Origin of the sequence: Pseudonocardia sp. P1, assembly GCF_000178675.2 — a bacterium.
In the GTDB taxonomy this organism is placed as follows: domain Bacteria; phylum Actinomycetota; class Actinomycetes; order Mycobacteriales; family Pseudonocardiaceae; genus Pseudonocardia.
Map to the genome: position 1 here is coordinate 2,667,003 of NZ_ADUJ02000001.1, position 15,019 is coordinate 2,682,021.

The window sequence follows — 15,019 nt, forward strand, 5'->3', positions numbered from 1 at the left end:
CCGCCCGTGGCGAACTCGCCCGCGACCAGCGGCATCGGGTCCGCCGACCCGCGTACGGTAGGGCGCATGAGTGACATCCCGTTCGGATTCGGCCCCGCCGACCGCGACCGCGACAAGGACGACGCGTCCGGCCCGGGCGACGGTACGGGCGGTCAGGACGGTGGCCGCGGCGGCGAGCCCGACGGCCCGCAGGATCCGTTCGGCTTCGGCTCGCACCCGCAGTCGTCCGACCCGGCGGGCGGACAGTCCGGGGGCCAGCAGAACCCGTTCGCGGCGTTCGGCATGCCCGGGATGCCGGGCATGCCCGGGATGCCGGGCGGGGCCGGCGGCCAGTTCGACATGAGCCAGCTCGGGCAGATGCTGTCCCAGCTCGGCCAGATGCTCAGTCACGCCGGCACCGGCTCCGGCGACGGCGGCCCGGTCAACTACGACCTCGCCGCCCAGCTGGCGACCCAGCAGCTCGCGCAGACGACGTCGTCGCTCACCGACGACCAGCGCCGCGCCGTCTCCGAGGCGGTCCGGCTCGCCGAGCTGTGGCTGGACCCGGCGACGTCGTTCCCGTCCGCGGGCGGCGAGGTGAAGGCGTGGACGCCCAGCGACTGGGTGCGCGCCGGGATGCCGACCTGGAAGCGGCTGTGCGACCCGGTCGCCAACCGGCTGTCGTCGGCGTGGGTCGAGGGGCTGCCCGACGAGGTGCGCAACGCGGCCGGTCCGATGCTCGGCATGCTCGGGCAGATGGGCGGCATGGCGTTCGGCAGCCAGCTCGGGCAGGGGCTGGCCCAGCTCGGCAAGGAGGTGCTGACCTCCACCGAGCTCGGCATCCCGGTCGGCCCGGAGCGCACGACGGCGCTGCTGCCCGAGGCGATCGCGCGGTTCACCGAGGGCCTCGACCGCCCGGCCGGCGAGGTCACGCTGTACCTGGCCGCCCGCGAGGCGGCACACCAGCGACTGTTCACCCACGTGCACTGGCTGCGGGAGCGGCTGCTCGGCGCGGTGGAGGACTACGCGCGCGGCATCACCGTCGACACCTCCCGGATCGAGGAGCTGGCCCGCGGCATCGACCCGTCGAACCCGGAGTCGATCCAGGAGGCCATGCAGTCCGGCATGTTCGAGCCGGAGGACACCCCGGAGCAGAAGGCCGCGCTGGCCCGCCTGGAGACGCTGCTCGCGCTCATCGAGGGCTGGGTGGACGCCGTCGTCGCCGAGGCGCTGGCCGACCGGCTGCCCGGCGCGGAGGCGATGCGCGAGACGATGCGCCGCCGGCGCGCGTCCGGCGGGCCCGCCGAGCAGGCGTTCGCCACGATCGTCGGGCTGGAGCTGCGGCCGCGGCGGCTGCGCGCCGCCGCCGAGCTGTGGAAGCTCCTCTCCGAGGAGCGGGGCACCGAGGGCCGGGACGCCGTGTGGGCGCACCCGGACCTGATCCCGTCCGCAGACGACCTGGACGACCCGGCCGCGTTCGTCCGTGGCACCTCCGGCGAGGGCGTCCCGGACGACCCGATCGCCGAGCTGGAGCGGCAGATGGCCGCCGACGCCGAGAAGGAGTCCGGCGCCCGGGGCGACGACACCGGCGCACCGGGCTCCGAGGACCCGGACGCCGACGGCCCCGGCGAGGGCCGTCGCGAGTCCTGACCCCGCCCGGCCGGCGGCTCCCGGTCAGCTCCCGGTCGCCGCGACCTGGTCGTCCGGGATCTCCGGGGCGGGCGCCTCGTCCTCGGTGGCGGGATCGCCGTCCACCCCGCTGATGCCCAGCGCCGCCGCCGCGTTCAGGCCCTCGAGGTAGCCGATGGCCCGCTCGGTGCGGGGATAGCGGTACACCCAGGACCAGAAGACGTCGTCGTGCGCGGCGGACAGCAGGTGCGCGAGCTCGTGCACCAGGACGTAGTCGACGACCCAGCCGGGCGCGTCCCGGAGCCGCTCGCTGACCCGGATCGTGCGGTCGTCCGGCGTGCACGACGCCCACCGGGTCCGCATCGTCGGCACCCAGCGGATCGACACCGGTTCCGCGCGACCCTCCAGCCAGCGCTTCGACAGCTCCCGGCCCCGGGTCATCAGCGCGTCGTCGCCGCTGCGGCCCGGCGACCGGCGCCGGGCCTCGCTGGCCTCTATACGCTTGACCATCTCGGCGACCCAGTCGCGTTCCTGCTCGGCCGTCATCCAGCCGGGGATGAACACGACGACGCGGTCGCCCTCGCGCCGCGCACTGACCATCCGCTTCCGGCGGGCACTGCGACGGACCTCGACCGGGGGGCTAGCCATGCCCCCAGGGTAGGCCGCCGGAGCCACCGGGGTGAGCCGCCGGTCGGGCGCGGCGCTCCCGCCGGTCACGGCGCCGCCGGTGGCTCCCGCGCACCACCGTTGCTCCTGCGAACCTCCGTGTGGATCCCGTCCGGGCGCTCGCCGGATGCGTCACCGTGACGCGATGACCGCACCGCCCGGATCACCCGGCCTGCCCGGGAGGCTCGTCCTCGCGCCGCACCTCGGGGCGGTCGCGACCGGCCCACGTACCCGACGGATCGGCTCCGGTGCCCGCGGCCGCGTCCTCGACGACCTCTCCCCCGCCGCCGTCGCCGCGCTCGACCGGCTCGCGGACGGTCCCTGCGCCACCGGCGACCTGCTGGCCGGTGCACCGCCGGGCCCGCACCGCAGCGCGCTGGCAGGGCTGCTCGGTGTGCTGTGGCGGGCCGGGCTCCTGGCCGACCCCGATGCCGCCGACCGTGTCCGGCGGCACCGCGGGACCACGCTGGTCGAGGTCCGCGGGGACTCGGCGACGGCGGTCGCCGTCGTCGCCGGGCTGGCCGCGACCGGGATCGGGCAGGTGCATCCACGGGTGACGGGCCCGGTCGGGCCGGATGACGCCGCAGCCGGGTTGCCCCGGGCCGATCTCGGCCGGGCGCGCGACGAGGCGCTGCACGACCTGCTCCGGACGGCGGGGGTGCGTACCGGGCCGCCGGGCCGGGTGCCGCCGGACCTCGTCGTGCTGGCGGGCGCGCCGGAGCCCGGGCCGGACGGCGCCGTCGAACACCTCGTCGTCACGCTCCGCGACGGCCACGGCGTCGTCGGGCCGCTGGTGCTGCCCGGCCGCGGGCCCTGCCTGCGCTGCGCGGGCGCGGCCGCAGGCGTCCCCGGTCCCGGCCCGCGGACGGCCGAGCCGCACGTCGTCGCCGCGACGGGGGCGCTGGCCGTCGGGCAGGTGCTGGCCGCGCTGGACGGTCCGCTGCTCGGCGGTGCGCCGCCGGCGTCGTGGGCCGCCGAGCTCGAGATCGACCCCGCCACGGCGGCGATCACCGCCCGTGCGCTCCATCGGCAGCCGGACTGCCCGTGCGGCGGCACCACCGCGGCGTGCGAACCCCCCGCCGTGGGGTGGACAATCATGGTGTGAGCGACATTCCCCGACGCACGGCCGCACGGACCGTCAAGCTCGCCGGCCTGCCGCTCGGCGTCGCCGGCCGGGCGGCCGCCGGCTTCGGGCGCCGGCTCACCGGTGGCGACCGCGACGAGATCTCCGCCCAGCTCGCCGCGAAGAGCGCCGAGCAGCTGTTCGCCGTCCTCGGTGAGCTCAAGGGCGGCGCGATGAAGTTCGGGCAGGCACTGTCCGTGTTCGAGGCCGCCATCCCGGACGAGTACGCCGAGCCGTACCGCGAGGCGCTGACGAAGCTGCAGGCCGCCGCCCCGCCGATGCCGATGGACGACGTCGACTACATGCTGACCCAGCAGTTCGGCCGGTCCTGGCGGTCCCGCTTCTCGGAGTTCGACGAGGACCCGGCCGCCTCGGCCAGCATCGGGCAGGTGCACCGCGCGGTCTGGAAGCGCGACGGCCGCGAGGTCGCCGTCAAGGTGCAGTACCCGGGCGCGGAGGAGGCACTCCGCTCGGACCTGCGCCAGCTCGGCCGGATGAGCCGCATCCTCCAGCCGCTGGTACCCGGGATGGAGATCAAGCCGCTCGTCGAGGAGCTCCGCAGCCGGATGGAGGAGGAGCTCGACTACCGCGACGAGGCGACCTACCAGCGGGAGTTCGCCGCGATCTACGAGGACGACCCCGAGGTGAAGATCCCCCGGGTCGTCGGCTCGGCACCGAAGGCCGTCATCACCGAGTGGGTGCAGGGCCGTCCGCTGGCGTCGGTCATCCGCGAGGGCTCGGTCGAGGAGCGTGACCACGCCGGCGGCCGGCTGGCCCGGTTCCACTACTCCGCGCCGGACCGGGCGCACCTGCTGCACGCCGACCCGCACCCGGGCAACTTCGGCATCCTCGACGACGGCAGGCTGCTCGTCCTCGACTTCGGCGCGGTCGCCCGGATGCCCGACGGCATGCCGCCCGAGCTGGTCGCGATGACCAAGTACGCCCTGGAGGGCCGGGACGGCGACCTGATGGCGCTGATGCGGTCGGCGGGTTTCGTCCGCAGCGGTGCCCGGATCGACCAGCAGCAGGTCCTCGACTACCTGGCGCCCTTCACCGAGCCGCTGGAGACGGAGGAGTTCCACTTCAGCCGCCGCTGGATCCAGCGTCAGGCCGAGCGGGTCGGCGACCTGCGCAGCCCGGACGCCGCCATCGGCCGGGCGCTCAACCTGCCGCCGCGGTTCCTCCTGGTCCACCGGGTGACGATGGGGACGCTGGGCATCCTCTGCCAGCTCGACACCCGGGTGCGGCTGCGCGAGATCGTCGCCGAGTGGCAGCCGGAGATGTTCCGGCCGGACGCCCCGACGGGCTGAACCGCCGGGGCGCACCTCACCCGCGCCGGCGCAGGCCGTCGAGGGTCCGTTCCAGGGCCGCCCGCGCGGCGGCCCGGTCGGCGGCGCTCGTGCCCGGCCCGGCCAGCCACATCGCGAGCTCGTTCATCGCCCCCGACAGCAGGCGGGCCAGCGGCTCCACCGGCTGCGGTTCCAGCTCGCCGAGCCCGACCAGCCCGGCCAGCGCCTCGGCGAGGTGCCGGCCGGACGTGCGCTCGTCGATCTCCCGCCAGGCGGGCCAGCCGAGCACGGCGGGCCCGTCGACCAGCATCACGCGCGCGGTGCCCGGCGCGGTGCTGGCATCGAGGAAGGCCCGGCACCCGGCGACGAGCCGGTCCCACGGGTCCTGCTCGGCCCGCGCCGCCTCCACCACGCGCTCGGCGACCCGGGCCTGCACCCGTTCCAGCACCGCCCCGAACAGGGCGGCCTTGCCGTCGAACTGGTGGTAGAGCGCGCCCTTGGTCACCCCGGCGCCCGCCACGACCGCCGGAAGCCCGACGGCGCCGTAGCCCTCCCGGGCGAACAGCCGCTCCGCCTCATCGAGCAGAGCGTCACGCGTCCGTGCACGCTGCTCGGCCCGCACCCCCACCACACACCTCCGGTTCACGGATCCTCGATTGACGTACCGAGGGTACGCCAGTACCTTTTCGCATACCGTGAGTATGTGAACTCGAGGAGAGGTCATGCTGACCAGCTGCTACCCGGTGCTCGCCACCGACGACGTCGCCACCGCCCGCGCGTTCTGGACCGGCCCGCTCGGCTTCGAGATCGTCTTCGACGCCGGGTGGTACGTCAGCCTGAGCCGGGAGGGCCACGAGCTCGCGCTCCTGCACCGCGACCACCCGACGATCCCCGCGGACTTCCGCGGACGCTCCGCGACCGGGGTGCTGGTGAACCTGGAGGTCGACGACGTCGACGCCGAATGGGATCGCCTCGCCGTCCGCGCCGGGCTGCCGGTCGCCCTGGAGCTGCGGGACGAGGACTTCGGGCAGCGCCACTTCATCCTGGCCGGGCCCGACGGGGTCCTGGTCGACGTGATCACCGAGATCCCGCCGTCGGCGGAGTTCGCCGCCGCCTTCACCGGAACGGCAACGGACTGACGCCGGTGCACACCCGCGGCTCCGGGGGCGCGGCCCCGGCCCGGCCCCGGCCCCGGCGCGCCGAGGTGAGCAGAGCAAAGGGGACTCCGGACCACCTGGTCAGAACCGGTGGGTGGACGTGGTGCAGACGCGGCGGTGCCCCGCCCGGACGGATCCGGACGGGGCACCTGTGATCGACGCGCGGCTCAGCCGGCGGTGCTGAAAGCGCGGCTCAGCCGGCGCGGTGGCGCGCCCGCTCGGCCCGGGCCGCGGCCCAGGACGCGAGCCGGGCCCAGCCACGGCCTGCGGTGAGCCGGCGGGCGAGCCGATGCTGTTCGGCCACCCGTTGCGCCTCCTGCTGATGGGATCTCGCCAGGGCTTCCTGGATGAGCGTCATCGCGTTCTCCTGGTTCACGAGATGGGTGGTGACATCGCGGTGGACGATCGGGTGCTGGATCGGTGCGCTCGGCACCGTGGTCAGGTCGTTCATGTCGGGTTCTCCTTCGTCGGTCAGGGGTGCGGGCTCGTGACCCGGTGTCAGTTGCCGGCGGCCAGGGCGTAGGCCCGGTCGCGCTCCAGGTCGGCCTTGCGGGGGCGGCCCCTCGGACGCTTGCGCGGGATCACCCGGCCGCGCTCGAAGATCTCGCCTCCCCAGACCCCCCACGGCTCGCCGCGGTCCAGGGCGCCGGTCAGGCAGGCGTTCCTCAGCGGGCAGCCGCCGCAGAGCGCCTTGGCCTGCTCCAGCTCGCCGGGCGTCTCGGCGAACCACAGGTCGGCGTCGCCGTTGCGGCACGGCAGTGCCGACCACTGCTCGGCGGGCGGGCCGGTCTCCACGGCCCGCAGCCGCGTCTCGTCGGAACCGGCGCAGCCGCCACCGGTCGCATTCCGGATCACTCCGCCGTCACACGGAGCGGACCTCACGTACACGATCGACCTCCTCGATCGAACTTCTTCTTCTCGTCGGGACCGGAGCTGTGCTCTCAGCGCGGTGCTCTCTCTCGGGACGGATGGACGGATGGACGGACAAAAAAATCGGGGCCGCAGAACCCGTGTGCGTGGGTTCCGCGGCCCCGATGGACTGGGCGCGAGCGCTGAGGGGGTCAGGTACCCCCTCGGCGCCCGGGAACGGACGCACCTGTGGACTTGTGGAACCACGCGATCGGGCCGGAGATCATCGGGACGGCGGTCCCACCGCTCTCCGGGGACACGTCTCCCCCGGCGCGGAACGAGGTCGCAGCGGTCAGCCGGACCCCCTGCGGACGACGGCGCACCCCGGAGCCGACCAGGTCGGCGAGGGCAGCGTGGGCGACCGCGTGCGGCACGACGGTCAGCGGCTCGCAGGCCACGGCGGTATCGATCGACGCGACGCCGGCCGTCATCTCGGTCGTGCCCATGTCGATCACCTCCTCCGTGGTCCCGCCGTGCGGTCTCCCGCGCGACGCATGCGTGAGCGGAGCGCTGCCCCACTCGGTGCCGATGACACTAGAAGCGCAGCGCAGACCGCTGCAACCGATTATTCGAAAGTCTCTCCGGAAGTTCACCCACGGCGGACCGAAGGTGGGTCCGGCGAGGGTCAGCGCTCCTCGTCGTGGTCGGCGAGCAGCCGCAGGACGTCGTCGCCGTACCGGTCGAGCTTGGCCGCACCGATGCCGGGGATCCCGACCAGCGCCGACGGTCCGGACGGCCGCTGCTCGGCGATCGCGGTGAGCGTCGCGTCGGTGAGGACGACGAAGGCCGGCACGTCCTGCTGCTTCGCCTCGCCCGCGCGCCACTGCTTGAGCCGGTCCAGCAGCTCCAGGTCCACGTCGGACGGGCAGTCGTCACAGCGCAGGAGCTTGGTCGCGGCGCTCCCGAACAGCGGGGACCCGCAGACCCGGCACTTCGGGCGGGCGGCGCCGGGCCGGCGCTCGCCGGCGACCCGGGACGCGGGGTGCGAGTCCGGGATCAGTCCGTAGAGGAACCGGGACCGGCGCCGTTTCGGGCCGCGCCCCGACGCCCGCGACAGCGACCAGGACATCGACAGCACCCGGCGGGCGCGCGTGACCCCGACGTAGAACAGCCGCCGCTCCTCCTCGACGGCGTGCTCGTCGTCGCCGGCGTGGCCGATCGGGAGCGTCCCGTCGGCGAGGCCGACGAGGAACACCGCGTCCCACTCCAGGCCCTTCGCCGCGTGCAGCGACGCGAGCGTCACCCCCTGCACCACCGGGGCCTGCGCCGAGTCGGCCCGGGTGTCGAGCTCGGCACACAGCCGGGTCAGGTCGGCCTGCGGCTCGATCGCGGCGAGCTCCTCGGCCACCCCGACCAGTGCGAGCAGCGACTCCCACTGGGCACGCAGGGTGGCGCCCTTCGGCGGCTCGTCGGTGAGCCCGGCGCGGGCGCCGAGCACGGCGCGTGTCACGTCGACGAGATCGGTACCCGGCCGCTGGTCGGGCGCGGCGCCGCGCAGCGCGATCATCGCCCGGCGGACCTCCGGGCGGGCGAAGAACCGTTCACCGCCGCGCACCTGGTACGGCACGCCCGCGTCGGAGAGCGCCTGCTCGTACGCCTCGGACTGGGCGTTGATCCGGAACAGCACCGCGATCTCGGACGGCTCCGTCCCGTCCTTGAGGAGCGTCAGGATCCGGCCGGCGACGGCGGCGGCCTCGGCCGGCTCGTCGTCGTGCTCGGAGAAGTCCGGATCGGGCCCGGGCGGGAGCTGCCCGACGAGCTGCAGCCGCGACCCGGCGGGCCGGTGCCGCGCGGCCCCGATCAGCTGGTTGGCGCAACCGACGATCTGCGGGGTGGACCGGTAGTCGCGCTGCAGCCGGACGACGGCCGCGCCGGGGAACCGGCGCGGGAACTCCAGCAGGTAGCGCGGCGAGGCGCCGGCGAAGGTGTAGATCGTCTGGTTCGCGTCGCCGACGACCGTGAGGTCGTCCCGCTCGCCGAGCCAGGCGTCGAGCAGCCGCTGCTGCAGCGGCGTGACGTCCTGGTACTCGTCGACGACGAAGCAGCGGTACCGCGAGCGGAACTCCTCGGCGACCCCGGCGTGCTCCTCGAGCGCGACGGCCGTGTGCAGCAGCAGGTCGTCGAAGTCGAGCACCTCGGCCGCGTTCTTGAGCTCCTCGTAGGCGGCGTAGACCTGGGCGACCTGGTCGGCGGGGCCGGGGGTGTCCCGCTTGCGGCGAGCGGCCTCGGCCGCGTAGTCGACCGGGGCGACCAGCGACGACTTCGCCCACTCGATCTCGGAGCTCAGGTCGCGCAGTGCGTCGGAGTCGGTGCCGACCCTGGCCCGGGCGGCGGCCTGGCCGACCAGCCGGAACTTGCCGTCGAGCAGCGGCCAGGGCGACCCGCCGATCACCTGCGGCCAGAAGTAGCGGAGCTGGCGCAGGGCCGCCGCGTGGAAGGTCCGTGCCTGCACCCCACCGGCGTCGAGCTGCCGGAGCCGGGTCCGGAGCTCGCCGGCCGCGCGCGCGGTGAAGGTGACGGCGAGGACCTGCCCGGCGACGACGTGGCCCTGCCCCACCAGGTGCGCGATCCGGCGGGTGATCGTGCGGGTCTTGCCGGTGCCGGCACCGGCCAGCACGCAGACCGGGCCCCGTGGCGCGGTGACGGCCTCGCGCTGCTCGGGATCCAGCCCGTCCGCCCCCGTGGGGCTCTCCGGTCCCGGTGCCGCCCCGGTCCGGGTCGCACGAGCGGGACGGGGAGCAGAGGTTCGGGACGGCACCCACCCATCCTGACACCCGCCACCGACGCTTCCGGGGCGACCACCGGCCACGACGTGTCGCGGCCCACGGAAGATCGGGGGATCCCCGATCGTTGTGCACGGTATGGCGGACCTGACGATGTACACGACCGGCTGGTGCGGCTTCTGCCGCCGGCTCAAGCTGCAGCTCGACGAGGCCGGGATCGGCTACCGCGAGATCGACATCGAGCGCGAGCCCGACGCGGTCGCGTTCGTCGAGAAGGCCAACGGCGGCAACCGCACCGTCCCCACCGTCGTCTTCCCCGACGAGTCGGTGGCGACCAACCCCAGCTTCGCGGAGGTCCAGCGGCGTCTCGCCGCCTGACCCCCTACGGAACTCCCACCACGGAGCGCGGCGGCCCGGGCGTGTGCCCGGGCCGCCGCCGTGTTCCTGGCCGGGGTCCGCTCAGCCGCCCGCGGCGGCCCAGGACTCCAGCATCGTGCGCGCGATCGAGACCGTCCCCGGGAGCATGACGACCGGGTCGGTCCGGTCCGGGGCGCCGGCATCGTCACGGGTGTCGTCACGGGAACCCCAGTCCCCGCGGGCCAGTGCCTCCCGCAGCCGGTCGCGGGTGATCCAGAGCGCGTCGGCGATCTCGCCGTCCTGCGGGCGCAGCGGCATGTCCGGGTCGCCGACCGCGTGGAAGCCGACCATCAGCGAACGCGGGAACGGCCAGGCCTGGCTGCCCAGGTACCGGACGTCGGTCACGTCGATGCCGACCTCCTCGCCGATCTCGCGGTGCACGCAGGCCTCCAGGGACTCGCCGGACTCGACGAACCCGGCGAGCACCGAGTAGCGCCCGACCGGCCACACCGGCTGGCGGGCGAGCAGCACGCGGTCGGCGCCGTCGTGCACCAGGCAGATGATCGCCGGATCGGTGCGGGGGTACTCCTCGTGCCCGTTCTCGCAGATCCGGGCCCAGCCTGCGGCGTGCGGACGCGTGCGGGTGCCGTCGACCGCGCAGAACCGGGCACGGTCGTGCCAGTTCAGGGTGGCCACGGCACCGGTGAGCAGCCCGGCCCCGAGCGGGTCGAGGAACGCGCCCGCGGCCCGCAGGTCCGCCCACTCCCCCGGGTCGTCCGCGGCGATCCAGGCCGGGCCGCCGCGCGCCGCCCAGTACGGGACGCCGTCGCGTTCGCCGAGCAGGACGGCCTCGGCCGGGGGCTCGGCGGCGAGGTCGGCACCCGCACGGGTGCGGACCTGCCCGTTCCGGCCGGCGGCGTCGTCCCAGGCGGCGGCGTCCGTCTCGCGGAACGACCGGCCCGGCCCGACCTCCCAGTCGACGGGCGTGCGCCCCGCCTCGTCGACCACGACGACGCGGGCCTTCGCCCAGGTCTCCTGCAGCCAGGCCGGATCGGCACGCCGGTTCTCGTCGCGGTCCAGCGCGTTGCGGGACAGGACCGGCTGTTCGGTCAGGTCGAAGTCACCGGGGCTCACGCGTCCTCCTCCGCCCGCCGGACCCCGCCGAGCGCGGTCAGCCGCGGTCCGACGACGTCCGCGTCACCGACGATCACGCCGGTGAACCGGGGCGGCGCGAACATCTCCGCCGCGACCTCGGCGACCTCGTCCACGGTGACCTCCTCCAGGCGTCGCGGACGGTCGCGGAGCCACTCGACGTCCAGTCCCGCCGCGTCGAGCGCGGACAGCGTCCCCGCCAGCGCGGACTGGCTGTCCAGCGACACGAGCAGCGAGCCGATCGCGTACCGGCGGGCCGAGGTGACCTCGTGCTCGGTCGGCGGGACGGCGACCATCCGGCCCAGCTCGTAGCGGGTCTCGAGCAGGGCGGCCGCGGTGACGTCCGAGGCGACGTCGGCGTCGAGGCCGAGCACCGCCCCGCCGGGGACGAACTCCTGCCCCGAGTGCGCCCCGTAGGTGTAGCCCTTGTCCTCGCGGATGTTCTCCATCCAGCGCGACGAGAAGTAGCCGCCGAACACCAGGTTCGCGATCTGGAAGGCGGTGTAGCGCTCGTCGGTGCGGTCCAGGCCGGGCGCGGTGAGCCGCAGCTGGGACTGGACCGACCCGGGCCGGTGCACGAGCTGGACGTCACCGACCGGCGGCACCGGCGGCTCGTCCAGCCGCCGTGCGGGGTGGTCGCCGGTCCAGCCGCCGAGCCGACGGGCGACCTCGTCGATCGCGGACTCGGGGTCGATGTCACCGACGAGCACCAGTCGCGCACCGTCGGGGACGACGACGTCGGTGTGCAGGGCGCGCACCCGCTCCGGGGTGATCCCGGCGACGGCCTCGGCGGTGGGCATCTCGGAGACGATCGGGTGGTCGCCGAAGCGGCGGCGCATCAGCGCCTCGCGGGCGACGGTGCGTGGCTGGGCGCGGGCGACCGCGATCCGCTCGACGAGCCGGGCACGTTCGCGGAGCACCTCGTCGTCGGCGTGGGTGGCGCCGGTGAGCACGTCGGCCAGCACGTCGAGCACGACGGGGAGGCCGGACGCCAGCGCGGACCCGCCGGCCTGCAGCCACTCGGGATCGACACCGACACCCAGCTCGGCACCGACGGCGGCGAGGTCGTCGTCGAGCCCGACCCGGTCCCGGCCCGCGGTGCCGGTCAGCAGCGTCTCGGCGAGGACCTCGGTGCCCGCCGTCCAGCCGGCGTCGGCGGTGGGCCCGGCGGAGGCGGCCGGGATCCGGAGCAGGGTCTCGACCATCGGCACGCCCGGCCGGCGGGCGGCGAGCACCGTCAGCCCGTTCGGCAGCGTCCGGGTGACCACCTCGGGCAGCGGCACCTGCTCGGTGTGGCCGAGATCGGGCAGCGCGCGCGGGCCGCGCTCGGTGCGGCCGATCTCCTCGGCGCTGCGGTGGGTGCGGGTGGCGCTCACGCGGCACTCCCCTCTTCCCGGTCGTCGCCGGCGGCGGGCTCGACGGTCAGCACCGCGCGGCCCGCGGAACGGAGCCGGGCCGCGGCGGCGGCGACGTCGGACGTGGTCAGGGCGGCCAGCCGGGCGGGCAGCTCGAGGGTCAGCTCGGCGCGGCCGTAGAGCAGCTCCCGGGCGCCGAGGCCGAGCATCCGGTACATCACCCGGTCGTCCTCCCGGTGCAGGGCCGCGGACCAGCGCGCGGACTGGCGCGCGAGCTCGTCGGTGCCGGGGCCCTGCTCGGCGAGCCGGTCCAGCTCCTCGTCGACCGCGGTGATCACCCGGTCCGCGGGGACGTCCGCCGGGTGCACGGCGGTGATGGTGAAGGTGTCGGGGTCGCGGGCGTCGAAGGGACCACCCATCAGTCCGTTCGACGCCGAGACGTCGGTGACCAGGCCCGTCCCGTCGGCGCCGCCGTGCACGAGGCGCCGCTGCAGCCGGGCCGCCTCGCCGTCGGTGAGGACGGAGGCGAGCATCGCGTGCGCGAGGTAGCCGTCGGGGTCGGCCGCCGGGTCGGGGACCCGGTGGCCGAGCGCGAGCGCGGGCAGCGGGGCGTGCGCGTCGATCACGCTCTGCCGGCGCTCGGTGCCGGGGGACGGCTCGGCGAACGACGGGCGGGACGGCACCGGCCGGGCCGGGATGTCGCCGAAGTGGCGCTCCACCAGGGCGAGGGTGCCGTCGACGCCGTGCCCGCCGAGGTCGCCGTGCACGGTGACCAGCGCGTTGCCGGGGGCGTAGAAGGTGTCGAAGAACGCGGCCGCGTCGTCCAGGCTCGCCTGCTCGAGCTCGGAGAAGTCGCCGTAGCCGTTGTGCGCGTTCGGGAAGGTGTCGTAGAGGACCGGCGGCAGCAGGATCCACGGGAACCCGCCGTAGGGGCGGTTGTGGACGTTGAGCCGGATCTCCTCCTTGACGACGTCGACCTGGTTGCGCAGGTTCTCCACCGTCAGCCGGGGGGCGCGGAGCCGGTCGGCCTCCAGGAACAGGGCGCGCTCCAGCGCCGCGCCCGGCAGCACCTGGAAGTAGTCGGTGTAGTCCTGGTGGGTCGATCCGTTGAAGATCCCGCCCGCGGCCTGGACCTGACGGAAGTGCTCCAGCTTGTCCAGGCTCTCGCTGCCCTGGAACATCAGGTGCTCGAACAGGTGCGCGAACCCGGTGCGGCCCTCGGGCTCGGAGCGGAAGCCGACGTCGACGTGCACCGAGACCCCGACCACCGGGGTGGCCGGGTCGGGGACGACGAGCACGCGCAGCCCGTTCGGCAGCGTCGCCCGATGCAGTGCGAGGGCGGGTCTCTCGGCGATCACGGACACGGGGGCGAGGCTATCCCCGCCCCCGGCCGGGTGCCCGGTCAGGCGGGGGGCAGCACCACGAACTGGCGCAGGCCCAGGTCCCGGTAGGTGACGGGGCCGCGCGGACCGGGCGTGTGGTCGACGTTGATCCCGGTCTCCGGCAGGCCGAGCAGCTTGTAGCCGTCGAGCAGCCGGGACGGCGCGTTCCAGAACACACCGGTGCCGGTGTAGCGGTCGATGAACCGCCGGGCGACCTCCTCGTCGGAGGCACAGATCGTCGCCGCCAGCCCGGAGGTCTCGCGGGCGGCGGTGTCGGCGGCGTCGTCCGGTCCGTCGACGGGGGCGACGGTCACGTGCGCCTCGGCGCCGGAGTCGAGCGCCCACTCGTGGCCCAGCCGGTGCGCGTGCGGCGGCTCGGACAGCGCGACGCCGCGGGCGTCCAGCGCGGCCCTGGCGACCGGGAGCAGCGTGTCGTAGACGGGCCGGTCGATGAGCAGCAGGTTCAGCCGGTTGCAGACGCCGAGCCGGTCCGTGGAGTCGGTGACCAGGCGCGTCACGTCCGCCTCGGACGCCGACGAGTCCAGGTACAGCACCCCGCCGCCGTCGGCGTGCGCGAGGATCCGGGTCCCCGCGGTCGCGCCGAGCAGCGACAGCTTGCGCGTCACCTCGCCCGACCCGCGGACGACGACCAGCGGCACCAGGTCCGGCAGCCCGACGAGCGCCTCGGCACCGGCGTGTCCGGGCAACGGGACGAGCTGCACGGCCGCCTCGGGGAGCCCGGCCTCGGCCAGCGCCGGCCGGAGGATCGTCTCGACGAGCGCGGTGGCGCTGCCGAGCGCGGCCGACCCGGTGCGCAGGACGGCGGCGCTGCGGGCCTTGAGCACCTGTGAGGCGACGTCGACGGTCACGTTCGGCCGGGCCTCGAACACCGCGCCGATGACGCCGACCGGGATCCGCCGCTCGAACACGCGCTCACCGGTCTCGAGGGTGCGGACCGGCCACTCGGCAGGCGGCTCCGGCGTCGCGGCGAGCACCTCCAGCTGGGTGGCGATCCCGGCGAGGCGCTCCTCGGTCAGCCGCAGCCGGTCCAGCAGCCCGGCGGCCATGCCGTTCGCCTCGGCCGCCTCGACGTCGGCTGCGTTGATCTCGAGCAGCTCGGGACCGCGGTCGCGGATCAGCGCGGCGGCCGCCCGGAGCGCGTCGTCGATCCTCCCCTCGCCGGCGGCACGGACGGCCGGGGCGGCGGCACGGGCGCGCTGCGCGGCCTCGCGGACGGCGGCGTGCTCCGGCGCCTCGGCGGTGGACTGCCCGGGATCGGTGACGGTGCTGCTCACGCG

At 75.2% G+C, this 15,019-nt stretch carries 15 protein-coding genes; 5 read left to right on the plus strand and 10 right to left on the minus strand.

Annotated features, from left to right (window positions below; genetic code table 11):
* Window positions 1-66 precede the first annotated feature (66 nt).
* Entirely contained in the window at window positions 67-1,629 is a 1,563-nt protein-coding gene (locus PP1_RS11850) for a zinc-dependent metalloprotease (RefSeq protein WP_010225065.1), read from the plus strand.
* A 24-nt stretch (window positions 1,630-1,653) separates the two neighbouring features.
* On the opposite strand, the gene PP1_RS11855 is transcribed toward PP1_RS11850, so the two are convergent.
* Window positions 1,654-2,256, minus strand: coding sequence for a M48 family metallopeptidase (locus PP1_RS11855; RefSeq protein WP_050802207.1), 603 nt, complete (start codon window positions 2,254-2,256; stop codon window positions 1,654-1,656).
* Between the two features lie 163 nt (window positions 2,257-2,419).
* Here PP1_RS11855 and PP1_RS11860 point away from each other — a divergent pair, with 163 nt between their 5' ends.
* Both PP1_RS11860 and PP1_RS11865 read left to right on the plus strand, forming a co-directional pair.
* Window positions 2,420-3,379 carry a hypothetical protein gene (locus PP1_RS11860; protein WP_075313985.1) on the plus strand — a complete coding sequence of 320 codons (960 nt, stop codon included), beginning with the start codon at window positions 2,420-2,422 and terminating at the stop codon, window positions 3,377-3,379.
* On the plus strand, window positions 3,376-4,707 hold the full coding sequence (locus tag PP1_RS11865) for an ABC1 kinase family protein (RefSeq protein ID WP_010229474.1): 1,332 nt from the start codon (window positions 3,376-3,378) through the stop codon (window positions 4,705-4,707). Before PP1_RS11860 ends, PP1_RS11865 begins: the two co-directional genes overlap by 4 nt.
* Window positions 4,708-4,723: 16 nt before the next feature.
* On the opposite strand, the gene PP1_RS11870 is transcribed toward PP1_RS11865, so the two are convergent.
* Window positions 4,724-5,332 carry a TetR/AcrR family transcriptional regulator gene (locus PP1_RS11870; RefSeq protein WP_249265933.1) on the minus strand — a complete coding sequence of 203 codons (609 nt, stop codon included), beginning with the start codon at window positions 5,330-5,332 and terminating at the stop codon, window positions 4,724-4,726.
* Between the two features lie 76 nt (window positions 5,333-5,408).
* Here PP1_RS11870 and PP1_RS11875 point away from each other — a divergent pair, with 76 nt between their 5' ends.
* On the plus strand, window positions 5,409-5,825 hold the full coding sequence (locus tag PP1_RS11875; protein ID WP_010229470.1) for a VOC family protein: 417 nt from the start codon (window positions 5,409-5,411) through the stop codon (window positions 5,823-5,825).
* 211 nt (window positions 5,826-6,036) lie between these two features.
* Here PP1_RS11875 and PP1_RS11880 read toward each other — a convergent pair whose 3' ends face one another.
* The 4 genes from PP1_RS11880 to PP1_RS11895 all read right to left on the minus strand — a co-directional run bounded on the left by PP1_RS11880 (window position 6,037) and on the right by PP1_RS11895 (window position 9,420).
* On the minus strand, window positions 6,037-6,294 hold the full coding sequence (locus PP1_RS11880) for a hypothetical protein (protein ID WP_010229467.1): 258 nt from the start codon (window positions 6,292-6,294) through the stop codon (window positions 6,037-6,039).
* A 47-nt stretch (window positions 6,295-6,341) separates the two neighbouring features.
* Window positions 6,342-6,647, minus strand: coding sequence for a WhiB family transcriptional regulator (locus PP1_RS11885; RefSeq protein ID WP_050802353.1), 306 nt, complete (start codon window positions 6,645-6,647; stop codon window positions 6,342-6,344).
* Between the two features lie 257 nt (window positions 6,648-6,904).
* Entirely contained in the window at window positions 6,905-7,198 is a 294-nt protein-coding gene (locus PP1_RS11890; RefSeq protein WP_139323776.1) for a hypothetical protein, read from the minus strand.
* A 179-nt stretch (window positions 7,199-7,377) separates the two neighbouring features.
* Complete coding sequence (locus PP1_RS11895; RefSeq protein ID WP_050802352.1) at window positions 7,378-9,420, minus strand: ATP-dependent DNA helicase UvrD2; 2,043 nt, start codon at window positions 9,418-9,420, stop codon at window positions 7,378-7,380.
* Between the two features lie 193 nt (window positions 9,421-9,613).
* Between PP1_RS11895 and PP1_RS11900 the strand changes: the two genes are divergently transcribed.
* Window positions 9,614-9,853 (plus strand): glutaredoxin domain-containing protein, encoded by a 240-nt coding sequence (locus PP1_RS11900; protein ID WP_010229460.1) that lies wholly within the window; start codon window positions 9,614-9,616, stop codon window positions 9,851-9,853.
* An 81-nt stretch (window positions 9,854-9,934) separates the two neighbouring features.
* On the opposite strand, the gene nudC is transcribed toward PP1_RS11900, so the two are convergent.
* From nudC to PP1_RS11920, 4 genes are read right to left on the minus strand one after another with little or no spacing between them, the layout of a single operon-like run.
* Window positions 9,935-10,966, minus strand: a complete 1,032-nt coding sequence (nudC, locus tag PP1_RS11905) for an NAD(+) diphosphatase (RefSeq protein ID WP_010229458.1) — start codon at window positions 10,964-10,966, stop codon at window positions 9,935-9,937.
* Window positions 10,963-12,360, minus strand: coding sequence for a M16 family metallopeptidase (locus PP1_RS11910; protein ID WP_010229456.1), 1,398 nt, complete (start codon window positions 12,358-12,360; stop codon window positions 10,963-10,965). Before PP1_RS11910 ends, nudC begins: the two co-directional genes overlap by 4 nt.
* Window positions 12,357-13,703, minus strand: coding sequence for a M16 family metallopeptidase (locus PP1_RS11915; protein WP_010229453.1), 1,347 nt, complete (start codon window positions 13,701-13,703; stop codon window positions 12,357-12,359). The genes PP1_RS11910 and PP1_RS11915 overlap by 4 nt, the downstream gene beginning before the upstream one ends.
* Before the next feature lie 38 nt (window positions 13,704-13,741).
* Entirely contained in the window at window positions 13,742-15,016 is a 1,275-nt protein-coding gene (locus PP1_RS11920; RefSeq protein ID WP_010229451.1) for an aldehyde dehydrogenase family protein, read from the minus strand.
* Window positions 15,017-15,019: the final 3 nt, after the last annotated feature.